This is a genomic window from Fictibacillus marinisediminis (genome assembly GCF_023149135.1).
Taxonomy (GTDB): Bacteria; Bacillota; Bacilli; order Bacillales; family Fictibacillaceae; genus Fictibacillus_C; species Fictibacillus_C marinisediminis.
Genome location: NZ_JAIWJX010000002.1, coordinates 972,240 through 994,745, shown reverse-complemented (window position 1 = coordinate 994,745; position 22,506 = coordinate 972,240). Strand labels below are relative to the sequence as shown.

The window sequence follows — 22,506 nt, the reverse complement described above, 5'->3', positions numbered from 1 at the left end:
TTTCCCAATCAAATTAATGCCTTGTTCAGCTTCGATCATTACCCAGTTCCTTCAAAACTTGGCTCAAATGAGCAAAAGTACGGCCTTCTTTAACAGGAAAAGCATAACCCGAAGAAACGATAGCGGCTGAAACCTTTGGCTGAATTCCACTGACATATACCTCAGTCCCCAGTAATTGAAGAGCTGCAATCAGCTGTGTAAGTTCCGATACAAGGCTGTCATTTATCGAATATACGGCGGTTAGATCAATGATTAAATGTTCAATCCTTAAATCAGAACAGCGGTTTAATGTGTAATTAGTCAGCAAAGATATCTGGTCATTTCCAACTGTCGGCTGCATCGGAAGGACCCCGATCCGATCCATAACAGGAATAATATTGGAAGAAAGCTCTTTAATGATCCGCCCCAGTTCCCTTTCCTTTAGGACCTGGCTGGTCACCTCAATGAACTCCACATAAGCTCCGATGATCGTATCACCATCTATTAAAATTCTTGTTTTGGCTGTAAAGATTCGGGTTTCTCCATTCCAAATATATTCAAAACGGCTTTTTTCATATTCCTTTCTGTTTTCCAGTGACAGCGATAGAAATCTGCGATAGCCATCAATTCGGCTTAAAAACTCATCAATATGTACACCTATGGCATCTTCTCTTTTTATGTTTAACATTTCTTCACATTTTTTGTTTACAAAAACGGTCTTATAATCCTTGTCAATCATATAAATTCCATTATCGCTTCGATCAAGAGCTTGCTGCAGCATTTTTGCGTAATTCCTTTCTTCTTCCTGCATTTCCATTCCATTAATTATTGTCCAAATCTCGTTATTTGTCTATAAACAAAGGGAACTAGACAAATATTAAAAAGGAAGCAGCCTCATTAAAGGCTGCTTCACTTTATTAAGCTATTGTAAACTGTTCTTCTTCTGTTGAACCTTTAAGTGCTGTAGTAGAGGAATGCCCGCCGGAAACAGCTTGTGCCACTTCATCAAAGTAACCTGTGCCTACTTCACGCTGATGGCGAGTTGCCGTGTATCCATCTTTTTCATTTGCAAACTCCCTCTGCTGAAGCTCTGAATAGGCGGCCATTCCTCTAGTTTTATATTCTTTTGCCAGTTCGAACATGCTATGGTTAAGAGTATGGAATCCTGCAAGAGTAACAAACTGGAACTTGTAACCCATCGATGCAATCTGCTGCTGGAAGGTAGCAATTGTCTCATCATCCAGCTTCTTTTTCCAGTTAAAAGACGGAGAGCAGTTATAGGCTAGCATTTTACCAGGAAAACGCTCGTGGATGGCATCGGCAAACTTCTGAGCCTCTTCAAGATTCGGTTCCGATGTCTCGCACCAGATGAGGTCTGCGTACGGCGCGTAAGCAAGCCCTCTGGCAATCGCCTGGTCGATTCCTGCATTCGTTCTGTAAAATCCTTCAGTAGTCCTGTCCCCGGTTAAAAACTGGTGGTCATAAGGATCCACATCGCTCGTGATTAAATTTGCGGCGTTGGCATCCGTCCTCGCGATTAAGATGGTATCCACTCCCATCACATCTGCTGCCAGCCTGGCGGAAACCAGATGGCGCACCGCCTGCTGTGTCGGCAGGAGCACTTTACCGCCAAGGTGACCGCACTTCTTTTCCGAAGAAAGCTGGTCTTCAAAATGAACCCCTGAGGCTCCTGCTTCAATCATCGCTTTCATCATCTCAAAAACGTTAAGTGCTCCGCCAAATCCTGCCTCGGCATCCGCGACAATTGGAACAAACCAGTCGATGTCGGTTTTTCCTTCGGAGAATTCAATCTGATCAGCACGCTGCAGCGCCTGGTTAATCTTTTTCACGACATTAGGTACACTGTTTGCAGGGTAAAGGCTTTGGTCAGGATACATATGTCCGGAAAGGTTGGCATCGGCCGCCACTTGCCAGCCGCTTAAGTAGATCGCCTTCAGCCCCGCCTTCACTTGCTGAACTGCCTGATTTCCCGTCAGTGCTCCAAGCGCATGAACATAATTCTCGTCTTGGAGTGATTTCCATAGCCGTTCTGCTCCTCTTTTGGCTAGGGTATGTTCAATTTGAACCGAGCCTCTCAGTTTGGCAACATCTTCTGCCGTATACGTCCTTTCGATTCCTTCCCACCGTTTTACTTTCCAATTCTCATTAATTTGTGCTGCCGTATCTTTTTGATTCATTCTATTCCACTCCTTATTTAATATGGGTATAACCAGGCAATGTTAAAAATTCGATGAACTCATCTTGTCTAACCAGCTGCTCAAAGAGAGTGATGGCTTCTTCAAACCGGCCATCTTCCCATTGCTGCTCATTCAGTGATGTTTTGATTTTCTGAACTTCTTCTTCCGTCACTTGTCCCACAAGCTCAAGGGTTACCTGTCTGCCATCTTCCAGGACGCCTTGCGTGTGGCGGATCCATTGCCAGACTTGAGCTCTGGAGATCTCAGCTGTAGCCGCATCCTCCATCAGATGGTTAAGCGGTACTGCTCCGCGGCCTGTAAGCCATGCGGCAATGTATTGAATTCCTACAGAGATATTGGTCCTCAGGCCGTATTCAGTAATCGGCCCGATCGTCGGCTGCAGAAGATCCTCAGCCGTTACTACTACGTCATCCCGCTGTTTCTCCAATTGATTTGCCGAAGGCATCAGACGGTCAAATACTTCAAGGACGACCGGCACTAATCCGGGATGGGCTACCCAGCTGCCGTCATGCCCGTCAGCCGCTTCTCTTTCTTTGTCTGTTTTTACTTTTTGCAGTGCTTCTTCATTGGCTTCGGGATTGTTTTTGATCGGAATCTGTGCCGCCATTCCCCCGATGGCATGAGCACCTCTTTTATGGCAGACCTTAATGACAAACTGTGTATACGCTCTCATAAAAGGCACCGTCATCGTGACGTGTGCCCGGTCGGGCAGCAGATAGGACGTATGATTCTTAAGCTTTTTGATGTAGCTGAAAATATAGTCCCAGCGTCCGCAATTTAATCCAGCGCTGTGTTCTTTTAATTCATAAAGAATCTCTTCCGCTTCAAAGGTCGCCAGGATGGTTTCAATCAAAACAGTTGCTTTGACCGTCCCCTGAGGAATTCCCATCTCCTCTTGGGCAAAGACAAACACTTCGTTCCAAAGTCTGGCTTCCAGATGCCCCTCAAGCTTCGGCAGATAAAAGTAGGGGCCGGAGCCATTTTCGATCAGCGTTTTAGCATTATGAAAAAAATAAAGTCCAAAATCTACTAAACTGCCAGACATTGGCTCACCATTATACGACAGATGCTTCTCCTCAAGATGCCAGCCCCTTGGCCGTACAACGAGAGTCGCTGTTTTCTCATGCAAGCGGTACTCTTTTCCTTGCGGAGAAGTATACTCCAGCTCTCCCCGAATCGCATCCCGCAAATACACCTGTCCGAGCAGACTGTTTTCCCACGTCGGGGAGTTGGCATCTTCAAAATCTGCCATGAAGACCTTGGCTCCTGAGTTCAAAGCATTGATGACCATCTTTGCATCACCAGCTGGCCCGGTAATTTCTACTCTTCGATCCTGCAAATCATCAGGCACATCTGCAACAGACCAATTGCTTTCCCGTATTTTCTTTGTTTCAGGCAAAAAATCTGGAAACTCACCTTGATCTATCTTTTCCTGTCTATTTACTCTGTTCTGCAAGAGTTGCAATCTTGCATTCTGAAAACGATCATGAAGCTTTTCAAGAAAAGACATGGCTTCTGCTGACAGTATTTCATGGTCCACACCTCCCTGTACTGCAACAGATTGTATTTTAGATGTTACTACCGAATTTTCCATGTGTTAACCTCCTGTTCAGTCAATGATTCCGTTTCCATTACAGCGCTTGCAGCAGACACATCCTTCGCCCATGCAGTCCGGGCAGTTTCCATTTTGATGCATTCCTGATCCGTTGCACTCTAAGCATGTTTCTTCACCATTCCCATGGCAGCTGGCACAATTCATCACGATTTCTCCTCCTTATTACGAGATAGGTTCACTGTTATAAAACAGATATTTATCTTGTAAAATAATATATAACAGTCGAGATGATTTGTGCAACACTTTTTTTAAATAAAAATAAAAATAGGCCCTCTGTTCTATAACAGAGGGCCTCACTAAGGACGATTTTACTGTAAGTCTGCAAATATTAAGTTATCAAACTCTTACGCTTCGCTAAAGCCGAAGATTGATTTTCGTTCGTAAAGGACATCGCATACTGTTGCTTGAAAGTTTGTGAAACAAATGAAAAGCCTGAAAAGCAGACAGGGATCAGCTCCCTGATCCCTGTCTTGGCAATTCAATTCCCTTTCACCCTGATTAAACCTCAATGTCTAATTTAGTTTTTCTTAAAACTCGTCCGGATCTGGGCCGTTTCGAAGATCTTTATTCAATGAATCAATCTGCTCCATATCTTCCATGCTTAATTCAAAATCAAAGATATCGGCATTTTCCTTAATACGGTTTTCATTCACTGATTTAGGAATGGTTATTACTCCATTCTGAAGATCCCAGCGAAGAATAACCTGTGCAACTGTTTTATTATGCTTTTCTGCCAATGCCGTCAGGATCGGCTCATCAAAGATTTCACCCTTTAACAATGGTCTCCATGCTTCAACTTGAATGCCTTGATCTTTGCAGAAAGCCAACAGATCTTTTTGTGTAAGGCGGGGATGGTACTCCACTTGATTGACCATCGGTTTAATCTCACAGTCTTTCATAAGGTCTTCCAGATGATGAATTTTAAAATTACAAACACCAATTGCTTTGGTCTTACCCTCTTTATAAAGCGATTCCAATGCTTTCCACGTCTCTTTATACTTGCCAGACACCGGCCAATGAACAAGGAACAGGTCTACGTAATCCATATCAAGCTTTTCCAGGCTCTCTTTAAATGAGCGCAGCGTCTCCTCATACCCCTGTTCTGAATTCCAGACCTTGGTCGTAATAAAAAGCTCTTCACGCGGGACATCCACCTGTTTAACAGCCTCTCCTACACCTTCTTCATTTTTATAGAACGAAGCTGTATCGATGCTTCTGTAGCCGGCGGCGACCGCATGTTTAATTGCATCAATAACCTCTTGGCCTTCTTCTGCTTTATATACGCCAAGACCCAGCCATGGCATCCTTAAACCGTTTTGTAATAAAGCTGTATCAGAAATACTTTTTATCATATGTACCGCCTCCTTGTTTGTATGGTACCACTTGGCCGGAGAAAATGAAAAAATTGTGCTAGGAAAAAAGCCCTCCAGGGAGATTGAGGGCTTTTAAGAGTTAACAAAAATCTTGCGAAGAAGTCTGAATAATGAAATAGGATCAATTAATTGAAGTTAGGCTCAATTATTTCTGATTTGGCTCAATTAATTGAAGTTTAGCTCAAAAAAGTTGAGTTCGGCTCAATTAATCAAAAATAAGCTCAATATCGACAAAATCGCTCTTTAGACCGAAGCAAGTTCCTTCGCTTTATTTACTTCAAATTCTTTCTTAATCCCAGCAAGCACTTCTCCGTTCGTGAGAAGCTGATAGCCTGTCAAGGCAAGAGCTTTTGCGCCGAGGATAAGCGCTTGATCGCCTTGTTCTGATTTTGCGGCCTCTCTGAACTCATCCGTATGTCCGACTATGTGATCAGGGCCGATTTGAAGATAGGGATGGATGGTCGGCACGGCCTGGCTGATGTTTCCGGCATCAGTTGATCCCAAACCGCTGCGGTGCGAAGTATCGACTGCCGCTCCAAGGCTCTCCAGCTGTTCTTGAAACACTTTATCAAACGACCGATTCAATAAAAGGTTATCCACCTGATTCTGAAAAGCAATAACATTAAGCTTTGCGCCTGTTGCAAGGGCAGCACCTTCTGCAATGGCTGTTACTTTTTTCGTTGTCTCATCCAGTCTTGCTCTTGTGGAAGCACGAATGTAAAAACGGGCCTTCGCATATTCAGGCACAATATTAGGAGCGTCTCCCCCGTGTGTAATGATGCCATGAATTTTCACATCGTCCGCCACATGCTGGCGCAGTGCGTTAATCCCGACAAACAACTGAATAACTGCATCAAGCGCATTAATTCCCTTTTCCGGTGCTGCAGCCGCATGAGCGGGCTTCCCGATGTATTCAAAGTCCATCGGATCAACGGCAAGCGATGTCCCGGTAATGCGGTTAGCATTACCCGGATGGAACATTAACGCAGCATCAATGCCGTCCAGTAAACCGTGTTTCACAAAGCTTCCCTTCGCACTTCCGTTCTCTCCGCCTTCTTCAGCAGGCGTTCCAAAAACAGCTACTTCTCCTCCGATCTCATCGATAACAGAAGCAAGAGCGATGGCCGCTGCCACACTTGATGTACCGATGATATTATGGCCGCATGCATGACCGATGCCGGGAAGTGCATCATATTCTGCTAAAAAGGCAACGGATGGCCCATCTAGAATAGAACGCTTACGGGCAACAAATGCCGTTTCGTGACCGGCCACTCCGCGTTCTACCTGAAACCCCTCTTTTTCGAGCAGCGATGTAAGCAGGCTGGATGCAAACACTTCTTCATTTCCGATTTCTGGATTGTCATGGATCTCGTGAGAAGTTTGAATGTAAGCCGCTTGGTTTACATCAATGTTCGTACGGATTTGTTCCTGGATTTCTCCCGTAGTTCTGCTGATTACAGTCATGATCTCAGATCCTTTCTCTCTATTACTCTCCAATTTCACTTAGCGGTACAAACGTAGGAATGGTTGCACCTTTATAGATTTCTTTAATCTTCTTGGCTGTATCTTTTGATTGATAGATCTTCGCAATTTTTTTCAGCGATTTTTTATTTTTATCTTCAGTTCTTGTTGCAATGATATTGATATATGGCTTTGCAGTCTTGCTTTCAAGGAAGATCGAATCTTTCTTCGGATTCATTCCAGCATCGACAGCAACGCCATTGTTAATGATTGAAGCGGCCACATCAGGAAGCACCCGTGGTGTCTGGCCTGCGACTACTGGTTTAAGCTTTAAGTGTTTTTTGTTCTCCACCACTTTTTTCAGATCACCATTTCCATCAAAGTTCTTTTCCAGTTTGATTAGCCCTGCACTCTGCAGAAGAAGCAATGCACGACCCATGTTCGTAGCTTCATTCGGCAAAGCAATGGTTGATCCAGCCGGGATATCCTTGATGTCCTTGTATTTTTTAGAGTAAACGCCCATAGGCGCAATGACGGTTGTTGCAATTGGTGCTAAATCCAATTTGTGTTCTTTTTTAAATGCGTTGAAGTAAGAGATGGTCTGAAACGCATTGGCATCAATATCCCCGTCAGCCAATGCCTGATTCGGACGGACATAATCGGAGAACTCTACGATTTCCAAATCAATGCCTTCTTTTTCTGCTTTTTTAGCGATATACTTCCACACGTCACTGTCAGATCCGCTGATGCCCATCTTTACTTTTTCAAGCCCCTTTTTATCTCCGCCGCTGCATGCGCTCAAGAATGCCGACATTAAAACCCCGATGACTAAAATGATCAATGAATATTTTTTCATAAGATTTCCCTTCTCCCTTTTTCTCTTTTTATCTTCTTCTAATTTTTCTGGAGAGTATATTTCCGGTACTCTGCAAGCCTTGAACAAGGATGACGAGCAGAACGACGGTGACAATCATCACGTCTGTATCAAATCGCTGATAGCCGTAGGCAATGGCCAGATCGCCCAAGCCTCCTCCACCAACAGCCCCTGCCATCGCCGAAGCTCCGACCAAGCCGATCGTTGCAATCGTAAACGACAGGATCAGTGAACTGAATGCTTCCGGCAGCAGTATGCGAAAGATGGTCTGCCAAGGAGTAGCTCCCATGGCCTCTGCGGCCTCTACAATGCCCGGATCGATCTCAAGCAGGCTGTTTTCCACGAGCCTTGCGATATAGGGGCCGGCATATACAATCAATGGGACAATCGCGGCCGATGTCCCGATTGAGGTACCGACTACTAATCTCGTAAACGGGATAATCGCCACCATTAAGATGATGAACGGTATCGAACGCAGAACGTTTACAATCGCGTTCAAAACGTTAAAGACGGCCAGGTTTTCAAGAATGTGGCCCTTCCTCGTGACTACGAGTACTACCCCAAGCGGAATGCCGATTACAGCCGAGAACAATAAGGAAAATCCAACCATCGTTAAGGTATCACCGGCCGCATTTAAAATGTCCACCCAAAATGTACTCCAATCAACTTGCATAAGGTGCAACCTCCCTTATTTCGACTTCACTCTGGTTCACGAAAAAGATTGCTCTTCGGATTTCCTGTTCGTCCCCGAAAAATTGAACGACAAGGTTTCCGAAAGGAACGTCTTGGAGTTCTGTGACATGGCCGTATAGAACACTGACGTCCACGTTGAATTTTTTGGCAATCTGTGACAGCAGCGGCTGTCCTGTGGATGCTCCGGTAAATACGATCCTGAAAATCTGATGATTCCTGTCCTGCTTTTTCAATAGGTTTTTAAGGGACTCAGGCAGTTCATCCTGAAGAACCGAACTGACGAAACGCCTTGCCGTCTCAGTCTGTGGCCTGGCAAACAAATCAAAAACGCTCCCCTTCTCGATCACTTCGCCACCCTCCATCACAGCAACGGAATCACATATCTCCCGGATGACGTTCATCTCATGGGTGATGATAAGGATCGTAATGTTGTATTCCTTATTGATTTTTTTCAGAAGCTTTAAAATACTGGAGGTCGTCTGCGGATCCAATGCCGATGTTGCTTCATCACACAATAGCACTTCCGGATCAGTGGAGAGCGCCCTGGCAATGCCTACCCGCTGTTTTTGTCCGCCGGAGAGCTGGTCGGGATATTTATGCCCATGCTCGGACAAGCCCACAAATTCCAGCAAGTCGTTCACCTTCTCTTTAACGAATGATTTCTTCTTGCCGAGAAGATAAAGCGGTGTCGCAATATTATCAAATACCGTTTTTGCGTTCAGCAGATTAAAATGCTGAAAAATCATGCCGATATTTTTTCGTTTTTTTCTCAGTTCCTTCGGAGACAATCTCGCCATGTCTTCCTCTCCTACTAAGACGTGCCCTGATGTCGGCTTCTCCAAAAGATTCACACATCGCAGCAAGGAGCTCTTTCCTGCTCCGCTGTATCCCACAACACCATAGATCTCTCCTTTTTTTATCTCAAAGCTCACATTGTTTAACGCTCTTACTTGGCTTTTGCCACTCTCATAAATTTTGGTTACCTCTTCAAATCGAATCAATGATGTGATCTCCTTTCTCGCTACTGTTAAAACATCAAAAAAAGCCTCTTCTTGAAAACAAGAAGAGGCCTGAAGCATCGAAATGAGTGGCTGATCTCTTCTTATCTTCCAAGCGCTAATCGCTTGCCGGACTTGGCACAGTATTCCCATTAAACCGGAAACCCGCTGCCGAGGCTTCAAAGGGCCAATCCCTCCACCTCTCTGGATAAGAAACAAATAATGTTCAATTAAATAAAAAAATCTCTTCTTAAAGAAAGAAGAGATTTTGTATCCATAAGGAAACGAGCTGCTCTTCTTATCTTCCAAGCCCCTTAAAGGAACTTGCTGGAATTGGCACAGTGTTTTTCAAAAGAAAAACCTGCTGCCGAGGTATCATAGGGCCATATCCCTCCACCTCTCTGGATAAGAAACACGTTCATATTTACTTGATGAGATCTATCTTATACCATGATCTAAGTCGATGTCAAATCTTTTTTCGGAGTTCTCAGATCGGAATAAAAACACTGAAGCCATAAAAGCCAGCCACATTGCTCCTCCGGCAACTCCAGCCAGTACATCCGTAATATAGTGAATGCCAAGATAAATTCTGCTCCAGCAAATAAATCCAAGGTGCACCGCCAATATACAAAATTTCGTTCTAACAAACTTTTTTGATAAGAGTGTAAAAAGACCATAAAGAGCTGTTGCATTCATCGAATGAGCACTCGGATATCCATACCTTATGTAAAAAGGCTTAGTGGATGGAGGCCGCTGCTTCCAATTCTTTCTCCAAACAGAGTTAATCAAACGGCATCCGATCAGGTTGGCTATTAATAAAAAAACAATGTTTCTCTTTCCTTTTTTCCTGTATCTGTATGCAGAATAAATAGTGGCAGGAATCAACAGAAATCCAGAACCAAGAAAAGAGTAACTTCTCAGAAAGAAATCCACGAAACCTCCGCCCCGTGCTGAAAATATAGCCAAGCTTCCGATTCCGTCGAGTTTCATCCAATGATCATCATTACGAAGCCTGTTCATTAGTCTTAAAGCTAAAATACCCATTATCATAACGCCGCTTACAATTGCCATATTCTCTTTTTTCATATCCGCCCTCACTTTAACTTGCTTTTTATGTACATATCCTTTCATGTGGAGGACTATTTTATGCGTTCAGGTATACTCTATTGTTAAAGTTTCACCGCATCTTTTTCTAAGAAAACCATAATGCTGCCCTGTTCTATTTTTTGCACATAACGCTCAGCCGTCCGTTCTGAAAGATCCAGGGACATGAGAACTTCTTTTAAATCATCCTCTGAATCTTCATTAAACATGGATGCAAATGGACCAGCAGCAAGCAGCGGACCAATACCGGGAACACCAAGGCCTGGGACCGCGATGGCTCCGCCGATACCAGTCAGAAAACCTGCAATGGTTCCATAGGCGGCTTCGTTTACATCTTCGTCCAGATGTTCTTCTGAAACATTCGTTTTATCGGCAACACGATCCATCTTTCCATCATCTTTAGCAAGGATGGAGATGTCCTTTGCACTGTATCCTTTATTCACCAGGGATTGTATACTATCAACAGCTTCGTTCTCTGTTTCATACACTCCAATCACCATTTTGCTCATATGTATGACCTCCTAATCAAAGTCTGATTTTATTACTAGTATTTACCCCAACCCTATATCTGTAAACAGGTGTCATCATAAGGATAAGATAACTCCCCTACAAATTCCGGGGAGCTATAGATGGTTTTCTCTTTTAGGATAGACCGGCTCTTTGAAAAATATATTCCTTTTGATCCGCCTCTTCCCTTGTGTCTCCCAGTACGAGGCCCTGTAGAAGCGTGTCGGCATCTTTATAAGGGCTTTCACTGCCATTGTAGATCGACAGCGGAATGAAATATCCATCTTCAATCCCCCGTTTCACTTCATCATACAGGGGTTCTATACCGCCCTTGGATTTCCAGGAAACGAATTTGATTACCTTTTTACCGAGCTGTTCTTCAATACTTTCTCTCAGAAGAAGTGCGGCGGTAGAACCGTTGACTCTATAATTTAAATCAAAGGCCATTTTCCTTCCATCAGCCGTTACCGCAATGTCAAATCCAGCAATCCCTTTATAGCCTCTTTTACAGCCTTCTTCCATAATTCTTCTCCCGACCTTGATGACCTCATCATCGGGTTCTGACTCTTTATCGACCCAGTTTCCTTTATATTTTCCGTCTTCCGTAATATTTTGGACCGTACTGCCCAGATAGATCAGACGGTCATCTGCTGTACAGGCAAACTGAACGCAGTAATTGTGCTCGATCTCCAAGTACTCTTCTATGACGATTCCTTCACAGGAGGCGAAAAAGTTTGCTGCCCTGTCAATGTCCTCCTGATTTTTGCAGATAAATACATCAAAACCCGCCGCATTTGCCTCATTTGTCGCTGCCTTAACCACACATGGAAATGGGAAGGTTTCTAATTGATCATGAAGATCTGCAGCTGTTGTTGATTTTCGTTTCGGAGCATGTCCAGAAGGAACCAGCTCTTCTAAATTAGCTTTATTGTTTAAATACTGAACAAGGCGCGGATCAATCCAATAATTCTCTGATGACATTTCTTCTTCTGGGTGAATATGCTGAACTACCATCTTCTTCTGCTCTTGTTCTAAGCGGCTGAAAATGTTTCGATAATCCGCCTCTGTCGAATATTCGTGTACAGAAAAACGAAGCTGGAGACCCGCCCGTTCATACAGCTCCGTTGCTTTTTTGGTAGTTACCGACCTGTTGCAGATGACCGGCATGCTTCCCAATACCGCAAACTGGCTTCCCGTCAGAAGATCAAGCTTTACTGGACAATCGGGAATCCACTTATTATGAGCAAAGGAAGGCCTCGGATTAAAAATGAGATCCGGACCGTAAATTTCAGAAAATGTATAACGCGGAACAATTGCTGGTCTGCTTATCTGCATGGATTGTACCCCCTGAACATGCTTGGATTACAGGATAAATACCTTTTTTAGCTTACCCTTAAACCAGCAGCCTTATCATTTAGCAAGCAATGTTTTCCATTTGCCCTATTCTGTTTGAGCTGATGTATACTAGGGAAATGGCAAAAGAGTTAGCTGCCATGGAGGAAATTATGAAGAAAAAGCTGCAAAATCTGTTACCGCTGCTTTCTTTAGGATTTTTGCCGGTTTGCTCCTTGATGTATGATTGGGTCAATCACCCCGGGAGCGAAGTGCATAGCCTAGTTACAACCGTTGACAGGAATATACCATTCTCTGCTGTTTTTATTATCCCTTACCTATTGTGGACCTTATATATTTACGGAACCTTGATTTATTTCTATTTCAAAGATAAGAAGACGTACTTCAAGACACTGTTTGTTTACATTGCAGGCTTGCTGGTCTGCTATACGGTATACAGTCTTTTTCAGACCACCGTTCCTAGGCCGCTCGTTGCTGGCTCTTCATTCTTGGAATCTCTTGTAAACCGGGTCTACAAGATGGATGCCCCTTATAATTGTTTTCCAAGCATCCATTGCTTTTCCAGCTACCTGCTGGTCCGGGTAGTGCGAAAGGCACCGTTCTCAACAACCTGGAACAGAAGTATGATTACGTACTTTTCCGTGATTATTATTGTTTCAACTCTGATGGTTAAACAGCATGTCCTTCTGGATGTGTTTGCTGCCGTCTTGTTGGCAGAGACACTATGTTTTGTCTCCGAGAGAAATTGGTCACCTTCAGTAAAATCCAAACCAATTCCCTCATCAACGAAAGAAATCAGCCATTAAAAAAAGCGGAAGCGCCGCGATCAGCCCTGACCAGCGCTGGAGCTGGATTAAAAAACCCCCATTGAGGCGGTGCCAGGCACCGTTTCAATGGGGGTTTTTATTGTGTTAAGCTATTAGCTGAAAATCGGAGCAAACATCATGGTCACGAACATGAGCGTTAAATACATAATGGAGAATTTAAACATTTTTCCTGACCACGCAATTTCCGTTTCTTTTTCTTTGTACTTAAAGGACTGCATCGCACGGTAAAGGAAGACTGCTCCTAAAATACCCGCAACGATTAAGTACCAGATTCCCAGTACGTTAAAAAAGTACAAGAGAAGAGATGCTGCTACCGCAAATACGGTATAGATTAAAATATGAACCTTCGTTTGCTTAAAGCCCACTTCGTTCGGCAGCATCGGTACATTTACACTCTTGTACTCTTCCGCCCGTTTCATTGCGAGAGCGAAGAAGTGCGGAGGCTGCCATGCGAACATGAATACAAATAAAAGCAGTGCAATCAGATCAAAGTGTCCTGTAACAGCCGTATAACCGATAATCGGCGGTGTAGCACCTGAAATACATCCGATTTCCGTATTGACCACTGTTACCCTTTTGGACATCGTATAAACAAATCCGTAGAAAACGAATCCGATGAAACCAATAAGTGCAGCAATCGGGTTCACCATGAAACCTAAAATAGCCTCACCGATCACAATAAGAACAATCGACATGAAGATCGCGTTCCGTTTTGATATTCTCCCATTGGTAATCGGCCGGTTCTTTGTCCGTTCCATGTATTTATCGATGTCCGCATCGTAAACATTATTCACGATTGCAGATGAACCAATGACAAAAATGGTTCCGAGAACGGTCCAGAAGAAAAGCTCCCATAAGCTAAGGCTTGAAGAGAGATTTCTCGCACCGATGCAAAAGCCAGCAATTGTTCCTAACAGGTTAGAAAAGATAATACCCGGCTTTGTTATTTGTATATAGTCTTTTAAAATGCTTGGAGCAGCATTTTCACCCATAAAATCACCATCTTTTCATATCTATCATATAGTATGTCTCTATTTTAACAGACCTAACACTAGTTTGTGATAAATGTCACATTATGTTCTTATACTGTTCAATAATCGTTCAAATCTCAGACATAAAAAAAGACAGCCGCGTGCAGCCATCGTATGGTTTATTAGTGGCGGCCCCGGCAGGAATTGAACCTGCGACGCACGGTTTAGGAAACCGACGCTCTATCCACTGAGCTACGGAGCCAATATTTTTGGTCAACAAAGTGTATTATACAAAATTACAAGCCTTTTGAAAAGCCTTTTGTTTGGGCAGGTTGATTATTTCAGCCTCTTTCTCTACTCTATAATTATACATAAGTTCATGTCCAAAAATTCTTGCAAAGGATGAATTATATGCACACAACACTTGAAGATGTAAAAAAGCACCCGGTATTTCATTATTTTGCCGAAATTTCCGCCATTCCCCGCGGATCCGGCAACGAAAAAGAAATCAGTAATTACCTCTTGCGTTTTGCAAAAGAAAGGAACCTTGAAGCGGTACAGGACGAAGCTCTTAACATTTTCATAAAAAAAACCGCTTCAGAAGGCTATGAGCATGTCCCTGCCATCATTCTTCAAGGCCATATGGATATGGTATGTGAAAAGAATAAAGGAACGGCCCATGATTTCGAACACGACCCCATCTCTCTACAGCTAAAAGATGACATGCTCTATGCGTCCAATACGACACTCGGAGCGGATAACGGGATAGCCGTTGCTTACGCCCTCGCCCTCCTTGATTCGAGTGATATTCCTCATCCTGCCCTTGAAATCATCATCACTACAGAAGAAGAAACAACCATGAAAGGCGCGCTAGAAGCCAGTCCTGAAATTTTTTCCGGAGAAATTTTTATTAATCTTGATTCAGAAGAAGAAGGCAAATTATTGGTCAGCAGTGCAGGCGGCATAACGGCCATGCAAGCTCTTCCTATACAATGGGAAACTGCTCCAAAAGGGCTTAAAGGCTACAAGATCCAGTTGAGCGGGCTTTTCGGCGGCCACTCCGGCATGTCCATCCAAAAAGGAAGAGGCAATGCCAACAAGCTCCTTGGAAGAATGCTGCATGATCTTTCCGTCCAGTACCCATTCAGCCTTCATTCAATCAATGGAGGGCTGAAATCAAATGCGATCCCTCGGGAAGCCGAAGCTGTAATCTATTTACCTGCAGATGCTTCAATCGATCTGCCAAAGCTGGTGTCCAACTGGGAGCATGTTCTTAAAAATGAGCTGCGGACAGCTGATCCGGGAATCTCAGTTACAGTCGAAGAAACCGCGGAATGCCCGGACAAACTATATTCCGTCAAAACCACACACAACGTGATCACCTCACTCATGCTGATCCCAAATGGTGTGCTGTCCATGAGCCAGGAGATTGTAGGTTTAACAGAGAGTTCAACCAACCTTGGAGTGGTAACGAGCAACAGCCAGGAAGTTCGTTTTGTCAGTGAGATACGAAGCTCTGTGAAAAGTCTGAAGCAGCAGACTGTTGAGCAGAATAACCTGATTGCACAGCTTACAGAATCTCGGTTCTCCACAGAAGCTGATTATCCGGAATGGCCTTACCTCCCAGATTCAAAAGTCCGCCGCTTGTTTGAAACGGTCTACAAAGATTTATACGGCAACCCTCCAGAGATCGTAGCCATTCATGCAGGTCTGGAATGTGGGGTTTTCACAGAAAAACTTCCACATATCGATGCGATTTCCCTTGGTCCTGATATGTTTGATGTGCATACTCCTGAAGAACACCTCAGTGTACCTTCCACCATTCGGACATGGGATTATTTGAAGGCCGTTTTACAAGAAATGAACAACTTTTATAAATCATGATAACGCACACCCCGGGCTGAATTCTCTTCATGGAATTCAGCCTTGAATCCTCCAATTTTGCTAACTGTAATCAACGGGCAGGGAACTATTTACCATTCTATGCGCAAACAAAAAAGAGAACGGCTCACCCAATTGAGTCGTCCTCTTTTTATCATTTTAGTCTTAGAAGTCAAAGTTATCCGGATCGGGCCCGACTCTTTGATCTTCGTTTAGCGTATTGATTTTCTCCATGTCTTCCGCGCTTAGTTCAAAGTCAAAGACTTCGGAGTTTTCTTGAATTCTATGATCTTTTACGGATTTTGGAATGGTCACAACACCATTTTGAAGATCCCAGCGCAGGATGACCTGTGCCACGGATTTGTTGTGTTTTTCCGCAATCTCAGAAAGTACTGGATTGTTTAGGAGCTCACCCTGCATCAGAGGGCTCCACGCTTCCATCTGAATGTTGTTTCCTTTACAGAATGCAAGCAATTCTTTTTGAGCTAACCGCGGATGATACTCTACCTGGTTAACCATCGGTACAATCTCACTGTCTGCCATTACGTCTTTTAAATGGTGGATGTGGAAGTTACTCACACCGATCGCCCGGACACGGCCGTCTATGTATAATTTCTCCAAAGCACGCCATGTTTCTTTATATTTTCCTTCCACTGGCCAGTGAATGAGGTAAAGATCCACATAATCAAGCTGAAGCTTTTTGAGAGATTCCTCATATGCTGCTAATGTTGTTTCATAACCTTGATCTGCATTCCATACTTTCGTCGTGATGAATAATTCTTCACGCGGGATGCCGGAATCTTTGACCGCACGGCCTACGCCTTCTTCATTTCCGTATACTGCTGCTGTATCAATGCTTTTATATCCTTTGCTCAAGGCCGATTTAACGGATTGGTAGACTTCGTCCCCTTCTTCCACTTTATAAACCCCAAGGCCGAACCAAGGCATTTTAACGCTGTTATGCAATGTTGTTGTGTCTTGAAGATGTTTAGCCATCTTATTCCCTCCTTAGATGATGAATATATCGACATTTTCGCATAAATCTTCAGAAACAAGAAAAGATATGCCTGACAAATATGCAGGCGTTTGCCTTTACGAATATACCCATAATCAGGAAAGAAAAAAACGTTTCTTCTTTTAGATTCTGATGCTTTTTCTTTCAAAATTGACGCTGTCTTTTCAAAACATTTACAATTATGTGCAGGAGTGTTTCCTTTTTTATGGAATAGTACATTCATGTAGAAGTAAGTTACGCGGAGGTGTTTTGATGAAAAATAATGTCATTGACTTCCCTAAGCAAGTGAGCAGAGATGTTATTCTTGAAAACGAACTGGACTTGATCACCGAGATTCGGGCACTTCTCAGTGAGTTTCAAAATGATTATCCGCTGCTGATTAAACGTGCGATCCTGACAAGGGTCGATCTGTTAACGAAGCAGCTCGTAACGATGAATTAGCAAACGTTTCTTTGGTACTCGTTCAGCAGGCCGTCGAGCTCCTGGCTGCACTGCACCGTTTCATGACTAGTAAACCCTCTGAGAAATGCCAGCCTGATCAGCTCTTCTTTTTTTGCTCCAATCGATTCTAAAAGCCATTTTTGGCGATACTCTACATTACTCACAAACAATGCTCTCCTTTTCTATCAATTCCAACATAATCAGATACACAAGTGATATTATCTATAAAAATTTGACGTTTGAGAAGGGATTCAACAAAAGAAGTGATAAAGTTACAAAACAATACAAACTTCCCTTTGAAAAGCCGCGTTATCATATAGGCTATTGGTCATACTATTGAAAAAAGACAGGAGAATCCTTTTGAAATACGTCAAATTTATCGTCTTATCACTGGGGGTTATTTTCCTTGCCGGCATGTGGTATTTCGAAATCATAAGCTGGTTCAAATGAAAAGCTGAAGCTAGACTTCACTTCTTCGAAAAAAAAACATTCTGCCCTCGGGCAGAATGTTTTCCTTTATTATTCTTCAGTCAGGTTTTGTCTGTTGGCGGATACGACCTTTGTTAAGTCAATAAGCTGATCGGCCAGTGCAGACACTCTTAACGTAGCCAGTTCTTCTGACAGCTCCCGTTCTTCATTGAAATGAAGGGGATCAGCAACAAATTGATCCGGCAGTACAAGGCTGTATAAACCTCTCATCACCGTACGCAGGTTGTTTAATGCGTTAATTCCGCCTTTTCCGCCGCCAGCAGCCGCTGCGATGGCAACTGGCTTGTTCTTAAAATGGCTGCCGCTTAAAAAATCAAGTGCATTTTTTAAAGCCCCGCTCATTCCATTGTGATATTCCGGCGTGCAAATAAAAAAACCTTCCGCTTCATCAGCCGCTTTACTCAAACCGCGAACAGCTTCATCTTCCCGCTCCGCCGTATCTCCCGTGAATAATGGAAGACGGTCTTTCCCCGCGTCGAAAAAGGAAACATCTATACCTTTTTCTTTCAGAAGGTTTGCTGCATATTCGGCAATGCCTCTGGTTCTTGATTCTGCAGTTGGACTGCCGTTCATTACTAAAATTTTCATGTTCATTACCTGCCTTTTTAACTTTCCAAAATGTTCTTTCATGTATATATTATACTTGAATTTTGAAATAGGTTAAGTATTCTGTTTCTGAGCTTTAAAGGCAGGGAACAATGTCTTCTGCACAGAGTGTTAGGCGCTTGCATACACTAGATTGTCATAAAGCTACTTAAAACGAGAGGTGAAACGAACGTGCTACCTTATCCAGGTCCTCCATTACCCTATCCGGGGCCAGCACCCTTTCCAGGACCTCCTGGGCCCCAGGGATGGGCCGTTCCAGGCCCGGGCTATCCAGACCCGGGCTATCCAGGTCCAGGTCCAGGTGCCGGAGATTACTACACTCCATACAATAATCCCCTGAAGTTATCGACCTTGACAGCCGTCGAGTGGTTTGTTAAACGGGGATTAGCTGAAGCGCCGAAAACCTCCTATGAACATGCTTTGCGGGAGGTTGCTGCCATGGCTTATCTGTACGGAAAAGGATACCCTCAGCAAGCCGCTTACCAGATGGTAGAATCATGGGAATTAGGTGAAAAGTTTTATCCAGGCGAGAGACATGAACATTATTGAAATGCTAGAGGATACAGTAATGTATTCTCTTTTTTTTGTGCGAAAATGATAAAAAGACAAGGAAGAAATCCCTGCCTTTTTAGCTATCAATCATTGCAGAAACGATGTTGCCTTATAATTTACGCCGATTCCATTTCCTCCAGCTTTGCCTGAGTCTATCACTTTAAGATAATAATCCCCTGATTCAGCGAGATTGATCACCTTTTGATAGCCTACTCCCTTTTCTGTTATCCAAGGTGTCTGGCCTACTTTTTCATCCGTGAAAAATAAATGCTTTTGCCAAAGCTCAAGTTTCAGCTTTCCGCTTCCTGTCGTCTTCTTTATCGAAATGGTCGCATAGGTGTCGTCAAACGAAACAGCAGACGAGGACTTATCTCCTCCATTTGACCTTACTTGGACTGAGCTGGCTGCATAAACAGTGCCTGTTACCAATAAAAGGAATGCTGTAAAAAGGATAGTTTTTGCCTTCAAAACGAAATCACCTCGCGTATATGTTATTTCAACATAGTAACATACGCGCGAGGCTAACTTAACTGATATTCATAAAACAGTAGGTTTATCCTATTTACTGCTTTTTTTCATTGAAATAATGGACCCCATAGGCTGAACCTTCTGAAACCATTTTTGAATCTTCATAATCGCTCGGATCAGGATGGCCGCCTTTTTCCACAGGGAGAACCTTCGTCCTATCTGAATAGTCAGGCTTAATTTTCCTCTTAATGTTTTTAAATGCAAGTTTTGTTCGAATTCTGTTAGGCTTTGACGATAACCATACGGCTGCAGCCGATGTACCAATACCCACTAATATCCATGGTTTCATACTCATTGTTTGTTTCATATTCGAACCCTCCTTAGTGGTTTATACCCTGTTTGAAGCAGTGATAACCTGTAAAAACATTTCATTTTATTTACAAAAAAATAATTCGATAGCCATGTGTATGAACCGATGGAAATATCGGCATATTAACCATAATTAGGATATAAAGGAGGCAGAATTCGTGAAGACCATATTTTTCAACATGCTTCTTTTCCTCATTTTACTGATTACCGCCGGAACGCCGACACTTGCCAACCCGCTCAGCCAGGAAAGTAATGAAAATAAAAGCGGTTCATCCATCTATGTGCTGTCACAGCGAAAAATGGATGTAACAGGTGACCGGCGCCCTGACGTCGTAACGTTAATGGGCCAAAAGGAAAAACAGGAGAATATTTACTCTGAAAATCTATTTTTGATTCTTCAAGACTCAGCAACCCATCGGTTCACAACCTTAAATTTAAATGATGGGGGATATCATCCTCACATTCAGTTCTTTGATTTCAATGGTGACCATATTCCCGAGACATACATTTCGGCTGAAACAGGCGGGCGCGGAGGAACTTCTGTCTTTCATCTAGTATCTGCAAAAAATAACCATGTGTTCGAAATTCCGGTTCCTTCTTCTTTAGGAATCAGCGGAAGATTTACAGACGGCTACAACGCTACGATTTTAGTTAAAAACACTGGAAAAATCACTTCTATTAATTTAAAAGAACGAAAACAAAAATATGATACTTCTGAGGTCTATAAAAATGGTACCCTTGTAAAACCGATCAAGGTATCCGCTAATAAATTCAGCATGCTCACACCTGTAGACATTAATGGTGATGGCATATTCGAACTGCGGGGTGTTCAGAGGATATCCGGGATCGCCAACGCAGACTCAGTTGCCTTCGCAGACTCTGTCTGGAAATTTCAGTACACACGCTGGGAGCTTGTGAGCAGCAGCGTGCATAAAGCAAACTGAACTTAACAAAAGCCAGCGGCGAAAAGTATTCTTAAATACCTTTCGCCGCTGGCTTTTCTTTTTCGTGCCGCTTGTTTTGTTGCTGCTGCTTAAATCACCTGAGAAGCTGATCTGCACCGTCCGAGTCCATAATTTCCCCGTATATTAAGTTGGCAATTTAAAAAAGAGCGGCTCTCATTACGCTCAAGGAGCCACCCCTTTATTAGTTTTTATCCTGGTGTTCTTGCTTCAAGTTTTTTATGTACTCAGTTTTCTTCTTTTCATTGTGTTTCCGCTTATATTTGGAGAATTCATTAATGGTATCTCGTTTCTTATCCATTGTTCACCTTCTCCTTTTGAACTTATTCTTCTATCAGTTTTTCCAAAAGCGGAATTTCCATCCAGGCATGAAGGAAGAAGGGAATGGGGTGTTAGAAAGATATTTCTTAACAGAAAGGAGTAGGATGAAATCAGACAAGTTACGTTTACTTGCAAATGTTGCCGGACTGATCGTTGTATTGGCAGTGAGTTACCTCGCAAATGCACTCCCGTTAAACGGCAAAACGACTGGACAGCTTTGATTTACAAGACATTAAACTAGCCGCACTATTAGTGGCTGGTGTTCCTGCGCTTCATGTCATCTACCGTCATTTTATAAGAAACAAGCATTTCAAACGCCGCCTTCAATAAACAGATAAAAAAATAGGTTGGTCTGCATAAGCAGCCAGCCGTTTTTTTGAATTTCTATTGGGGATATCCGTAAGAAAATGGCTGATTTTTATAAAAAATCCTGTATACTTCATATAGGCATAATGAGAATACAGGAGGCCTCTATGGATAAACAAAAGTGCCCTGTTCCGGTATTTATTCCGTTAATCGTCGGTATTGTCGCAGTCTCTTTTTCTTCTATTTTCGTTAAGCTTTCTGATGCTCCCGTTTCCGTTCAGGGGATGTACAGGCTGCTTTTTACTGTTCTGTTCATGCTTCCTTTTGCAGGTAAGCAGTTCAAGCATACGAAACAAGTTACTCCCCGTCAGTGGCTGCTACTTTTTTTGTCGGGAATGTTTCTTGCTCTTCATTTTTTGCTCTGGATGGGTTCCCTGAAGCTGACGACTGTCGCAAGCTCTACGATCATACTCGCTTTGCAGCCTGTCTTTGTTCTGATTGGGGCCTTCTTTCTATTTAAAGAAAGAACAACCGCCGCTTCGCTTGCCGGGATGGGGGTCGCCATCTGCGGCGCTGTGCTGATTGGCTGGGGTGACGTTGGCATATCGCCCGAAAATTTGCTTGGAGACGTACTTTCCCTTCTCGGGACGTTTGCAGTAGCGGTTCATATGCTGATCGGACAGCATCTTTTACGGCGTATTCCTTCTTATTTTTATAGTCTTTCTGTTTTTGTATCCGCTATTGCTGTTTTTGCTTTTTATAATTTGGGGGCTGGCATCCCTATGGCCGGTTATTCCAAACATGATTGGACCGTTTTCTTTTTACTTGCCATTGTTCCCACCGTCTTCGGCCATGTCCTCTTTAACTGGCTGATGAAATACGTAAGTGCAACAACCATCTCTGTCAATATCCTTGGTGAGCCTGTTGGCGCGAGCATACTGGCCTATTTCATGCTGAATGAGCATATATCTGCATTCCAGGCAGCCGGAGGTTTTCTTGTCTGCACAGGGCTGTATCTATTTTTGAGAACAAACAGGCCCTCACATCATGTAAAAGATCCTGCTGTTTCTCATGGTGTATAGATGCAGAAGTTGATAAAAACCGTTAAAAGAGGTACGTTTA

Annotated in this window: 24 protein-coding genes, 1 tRNA gene and 2 riboswitches; of the genes, 6 read left to right on the top strand and 19 right to left on the bottom strand. The window is 43.3% G+C overall.

Features of this window, described 5'->3' with window-relative positions:
* Positions 1-25: 25 nt before the first annotated feature.
* The 12 genes from LCY76_RS05490 to LCY76_RS05435 all read right to left on the bottom strand — a co-directional run bounded on the left by LCY76_RS05490 (position 26) and on the right by LCY76_RS05435 (position 12,158).
* Positions 26-760, bottom strand: a complete 735-nt coding sequence (locus LCY76_RS05490) for a PAS domain-containing protein (RefSeq protein WP_248251781.1) — start codon at positions 758-760, stop codon at positions 26-28.
* 136 nt (positions 761-896) lie between these two features.
* The gene (gene aceA / locus LCY76_RS05485) at positions 897-2,177 is read right to left on the bottom strand and encodes an isocitrate lyase (protein WP_248251780.1); all 1,281 of its coding nucleotides are present in this window, start codon (positions 2,175-2,177) and stop codon (positions 897-899) included.
* A 13-nt stretch (positions 2,178-2,190) separates the two neighbouring features.
* Positions 2,191-3,792 (bottom strand): malate synthase A, encoded by a 1,602-nt coding sequence (aceB, locus tag LCY76_RS05480; protein WP_336606246.1) that lies wholly within the window; start codon positions 3,790-3,792, stop codon positions 2,191-2,193.
* A gap of 15 nt (positions 3,793-3,807) precedes the next feature.
* Positions 3,808-3,960 (bottom strand): hypothetical protein, encoded by a 153-nt coding sequence (locus LCY76_RS05475; protein ID WP_156316247.1) that lies wholly within the window; start codon positions 3,958-3,960, stop codon positions 3,808-3,810.
* Positions 3,961-4,340: 380 nt separating this feature from the next.
* Positions 4,341-5,165, bottom strand: a complete 825-nt coding sequence (locus tag LCY76_RS05470) for an aldo/keto reductase (RefSeq protein WP_248251779.1) — start codon at positions 5,163-5,165, stop codon at positions 4,341-4,343.
* Between the two features lie 264 nt (positions 5,166-5,429).
* Positions 5,430-6,689 carry a M20 family metallopeptidase gene (locus LCY76_RS05465; protein WP_419714924.1) on the bottom strand — a complete coding sequence of 420 codons (1,260 nt, stop codon included), beginning with the start codon at positions 6,687-6,689 and terminating at the stop codon, positions 5,430-5,432.
* Positions 6,673-7,503 (bottom strand): MetQ/NlpA family ABC transporter substrate-binding protein, encoded by an 831-nt coding sequence (locus LCY76_RS05460; protein ID WP_248251777.1) that lies wholly within the window; start codon positions 7,501-7,503, stop codon positions 6,673-6,675. The genes LCY76_RS05465 and LCY76_RS05460 overlap by 17 nt, the downstream gene beginning before the upstream one ends.
* A gap of 28 nt (positions 7,504-7,531) precedes the next feature.
* Positions 7,532-8,194, bottom strand: a complete 663-nt coding sequence (locus LCY76_RS05455) for a methionine ABC transporter permease (protein WP_053355379.1) — start codon at positions 8,192-8,194, stop codon at positions 7,532-7,534.
* Complete coding sequence (locus LCY76_RS05450) at positions 8,184-9,215, bottom strand: methionine ABC transporter ATP-binding protein (protein ID WP_248251776.1); 1,032 nt, start codon at positions 9,213-9,215, stop codon at positions 8,184-8,186. Before LCY76_RS05450 ends, LCY76_RS05455 begins: the two co-directional genes overlap by 11 nt.
* Before the next feature lie 98 nt (positions 9,216-9,313).
* Positions 9,314-9,427, bottom strand: a riboswitch (SAM riboswitch).
* An 80-nt stretch (positions 9,428-9,507) separates the two neighbouring features.
* Positions 9,508-9,624: riboswitch (SAM riboswitch) on the bottom strand.
* 26 nt (positions 9,625-9,650) lie between these two features.
* Positions 9,651-10,298 (bottom strand): phosphatase PAP2 family protein, encoded by a 648-nt coding sequence (locus tag LCY76_RS05445; protein ID WP_248251775.1) that lies wholly within the window; start codon positions 10,296-10,298, stop codon positions 9,651-9,653.
* 83 nt (positions 10,299-10,381) lie between these two features.
* Entirely contained in the window at positions 10,382-10,825 is a 444-nt protein-coding gene (locus LCY76_RS05440) for a YflT domain-containing protein (protein WP_248251774.1), read from the bottom strand.
* A gap of 133 nt (positions 10,826-10,958) precedes the next feature.
* A complete protein-coding gene (locus LCY76_RS05435) occupies positions 10,959-12,158 on the bottom strand; it encodes an ATP-grasp domain-containing protein (protein ID WP_248251773.1) in 1,200 nt (399 codons plus the stop codon).
* A 170-nt stretch (positions 12,159-12,328) separates the two neighbouring features.
* Here LCY76_RS05435 and LCY76_RS05430 point away from each other — a divergent pair, with 170 nt between their 5' ends.
* Entirely contained in the window at positions 12,329-12,982 is a 654-nt protein-coding gene (locus LCY76_RS05430) for a phosphatase PAP2 family protein (RefSeq protein ID WP_248251772.1), read from the top strand.
* Between the two features lie 113 nt (positions 12,983-13,095).
* Here LCY76_RS05430 and cyoE read toward each other — a convergent pair whose 3' ends face one another.
* Positions 13,096-13,995 (bottom strand): heme o synthase, encoded by a 900-nt coding sequence (gene cyoE, locus LCY76_RS05425; protein ID WP_248251771.1) that lies wholly within the window; start codon positions 13,993-13,995, stop codon positions 13,096-13,098.
* 165 nt (positions 13,996-14,160) lie between these two features.
* Positions 14,161-14,236 (bottom strand) — tRNA-Arg (locus LCY76_RS05420).
* Positions 14,237-14,385: 149 nt separating this feature from the next.
* On the opposite strand from LCY76_RS05420, the gene LCY76_RS05415 reads away from it, so the two are divergent.
* Positions 14,386-15,858 carry an aminoacyl-histidine dipeptidase gene (locus LCY76_RS05415; RefSeq protein ID WP_248251770.1) on the top strand — a complete coding sequence of 491 codons (1,473 nt, stop codon included), beginning with the start codon at positions 14,386-14,388 and terminating at the stop codon, positions 15,856-15,858.
* Between the two features lie 162 nt (positions 15,859-16,020).
* On the opposite strand, the gene LCY76_RS05410 is transcribed toward LCY76_RS05415, so the two are convergent.
* Entirely contained in the window at positions 16,021-16,851 is an 831-nt protein-coding gene (locus LCY76_RS05410) for an aldo/keto reductase (RefSeq protein WP_248251769.1), read from the bottom strand.
* A gap of 271 nt (positions 16,852-17,122) precedes the next feature.
* Here LCY76_RS05410 and LCY76_RS05405 point away from each other — a divergent pair, with 271 nt between their 5' ends.
* The gene (locus LCY76_RS05405; protein WP_053355398.1) at positions 17,123-17,311 is read left to right on the top strand and encodes a hypothetical protein; all 189 of its coding nucleotides are present in this window, start codon (positions 17,123-17,125) and stop codon (positions 17,309-17,311) included.
* Here LCY76_RS05405 and LCY76_RS05400 read toward each other — a convergent pair.
* Entirely contained in the window at positions 17,308-17,475 is a 168-nt protein-coding gene (locus LCY76_RS05400; RefSeq protein ID WP_248251768.1) for an aspartyl-phosphate phosphatase Spo0E family protein, read from the bottom strand. The genes LCY76_RS05405 and LCY76_RS05400 overlap by 4 nt on opposite strands.
* Positions 17,476-17,830: 355 nt before the next feature.
* Positions 17,831-18,388 (bottom strand): NADPH-dependent FMN reductase, encoded by a 558-nt coding sequence (locus tag LCY76_RS05395; RefSeq protein WP_248251767.1) that lies wholly within the window; start codon positions 18,386-18,388, stop codon positions 17,831-17,833.
* A 189-nt stretch (positions 18,389-18,577) separates the two neighbouring features.
* Between LCY76_RS05395 and LCY76_RS24005 the strand changes: the two genes are divergently transcribed.
* Positions 18,578-18,955 carry a hypothetical protein gene (locus LCY76_RS24005; RefSeq protein ID WP_336606245.1) on the top strand — a complete coding sequence of 126 codons (378 nt, stop codon included), beginning with the start codon at positions 18,578-18,580 and terminating at the stop codon, positions 18,953-18,955.
* Positions 18,956-19,045: 90 nt separating this feature from the next.
* Here LCY76_RS24005 and LCY76_RS05385 read toward each other — a convergent pair whose 3' ends face one another.
* Both LCY76_RS05385 and LCY76_RS05380 read right to left on the bottom strand, forming a co-directional pair.
* A complete protein-coding gene (locus LCY76_RS05385) occupies positions 19,046-19,426 on the bottom strand; it encodes a hypothetical protein (RefSeq protein ID WP_248251766.1) in 381 nt (126 codons plus the stop codon).
* A gap of 94 nt (positions 19,427-19,520) precedes the next feature.
* The gene (locus tag LCY76_RS05380) at positions 19,521-19,793 is read right to left on the bottom strand and encodes a hypothetical protein (protein ID WP_248251765.1); all 273 of its coding nucleotides are present in this window, start codon (positions 19,791-19,793) and stop codon (positions 19,521-19,523) included.
* A gap of 160 nt (positions 19,794-19,953) precedes the next feature.
* On the opposite strand from LCY76_RS05380, the gene LCY76_RS05375 reads away from it, so the two are divergent.
* Positions 19,954-20,739, top strand: a complete 786-nt coding sequence (locus LCY76_RS05375) for a hypothetical protein (RefSeq protein WP_248251764.1) — start codon at positions 19,954-19,956, stop codon at positions 20,737-20,739.
* An 812-nt stretch (positions 20,740-21,551) separates the two neighbouring features.
* Positions 21,552-22,466 carry a DMT family transporter gene (locus LCY76_RS05370; protein WP_248251763.1) on the top strand — a complete coding sequence of 305 codons (915 nt, stop codon included), beginning with the start codon at positions 21,552-21,554 and terminating at the stop codon, positions 22,464-22,466.
* The last annotated feature ends 40 nt before the right edge of the window (positions 22,467-22,506 follow it).

What these genes read in the sequence shown, in the direction of transcription:
- LCY76_RS05490 (WP_248251781.1), bottom strand. Translation starts at nt 760, where the DNA reads ATGCTGCAGCAAGCTCTTGATCGAAGCGATAATGGAATTTATATGATT.
- aceA (WP_248251780.1), bottom strand. Translation starts at nt 2,177, where the DNA reads ATGAATCAAAAAGATACGGCAGCACAAATTAATGAGAATTGGAAAGTA.
- aceB (WP_336606246.1), bottom strand. Translation starts at nt 3,792, where the DNA reads ATGGAAAATTCGGTAGTAACATCTAAAATACAATCTGTTGCAGTACAG.
- LCY76_RS05470 (WP_248251779.1), bottom strand. Translation starts at nt 5,165, where the DNA reads ATGATAAAAAGTATTTCTGATACAGCTTTATTACAAAACGGTTTAAGG.
- LCY76_RS05460 (WP_248251777.1), bottom strand. Translation starts at nt 7,503, where the DNA reads ATGAAAAAATATTCATTGATCATTTTAGTCATCGGGGTTTTAATGTCG.
- LCY76_RS05455 (WP_053355379.1), bottom strand. Translation starts at nt 8,194, where the DNA reads ATGCAAGTTGATTGGAGTACATTTTGGGTGGACATTTTAAATGCGGCC.
- LCY76_RS05445 (WP_248251775.1), bottom strand. Translation starts at nt 10,298, where the DNA reads ATGAAAAAAGAGAATATGGCAATTGTAAGCGGCGTTATGATAATGGGT.
- LCY76_RS05440 (WP_248251774.1), bottom strand. Translation starts at nt 10,825, where the DNA reads ATGAGCAAAATGGTGATTGGAGTGTATGAAACAGAGAACGAAGCTGTT.
- LCY76_RS05435 (WP_248251773.1), bottom strand. Translation starts at nt 12,158, where the DNA reads ATGCAGATAAGCAGACCAGCAATTGTTCCGCGTTATACATTTTCTGAA.
- LCY76_RS05430 (WP_248251772.1), top strand. Translation starts at nt 12,329, where the DNA reads ATGAAGAAAAAGCTGCAAAATCTGTTACCGCTGCTTTCTTTAGGATTT.
- cyoE (WP_248251771.1), bottom strand. Translation starts at nt 13,995, where the DNA reads ATGGGTGAAAATGCTGCTCCAAGCATTTTAAAAGACTATATACAAATA.
- LCY76_RS05415 (WP_248251770.1), top strand. Translation starts at nt 14,386, where the DNA reads ATGCACACAACACTTGAAGATGTAAAAAAGCACCCGGTATTTCATTAT.
- LCY76_RS05410 (WP_248251769.1), bottom strand. Translation starts at nt 16,851, where the DNA reads ATGGCTAAACATCTTCAAGACACAACAACATTGCATAACAGCGTTAAA.
- LCY76_RS05405 (WP_053355398.1), top strand. Translation starts at nt 17,123, where the DNA reads ATGAAAAATAATGTCATTGACTTCCCTAAGCAAGTGAGCAGAGATGTT.
- LCY76_RS05395 (WP_248251767.1), bottom strand. Translation starts at nt 18,388, where the DNA reads ATGAAAATTTTAGTAATGAACGGCAGTCCAACTGCAGAATCAAGAACC.
- LCY76_RS05380 (WP_248251765.1), bottom strand. Translation starts at nt 19,793, where the DNA reads ATGAAACAAACAATGAGTATGAAACCATGGATATTAGTGGGTATTGGT.
- LCY76_RS05370 (WP_248251763.1), top strand. Translation starts at nt 21,552, where the DNA reads ATGGATAAACAAAAGTGCCCTGTTCCGGTATTTATTCCGTTAATCGTC.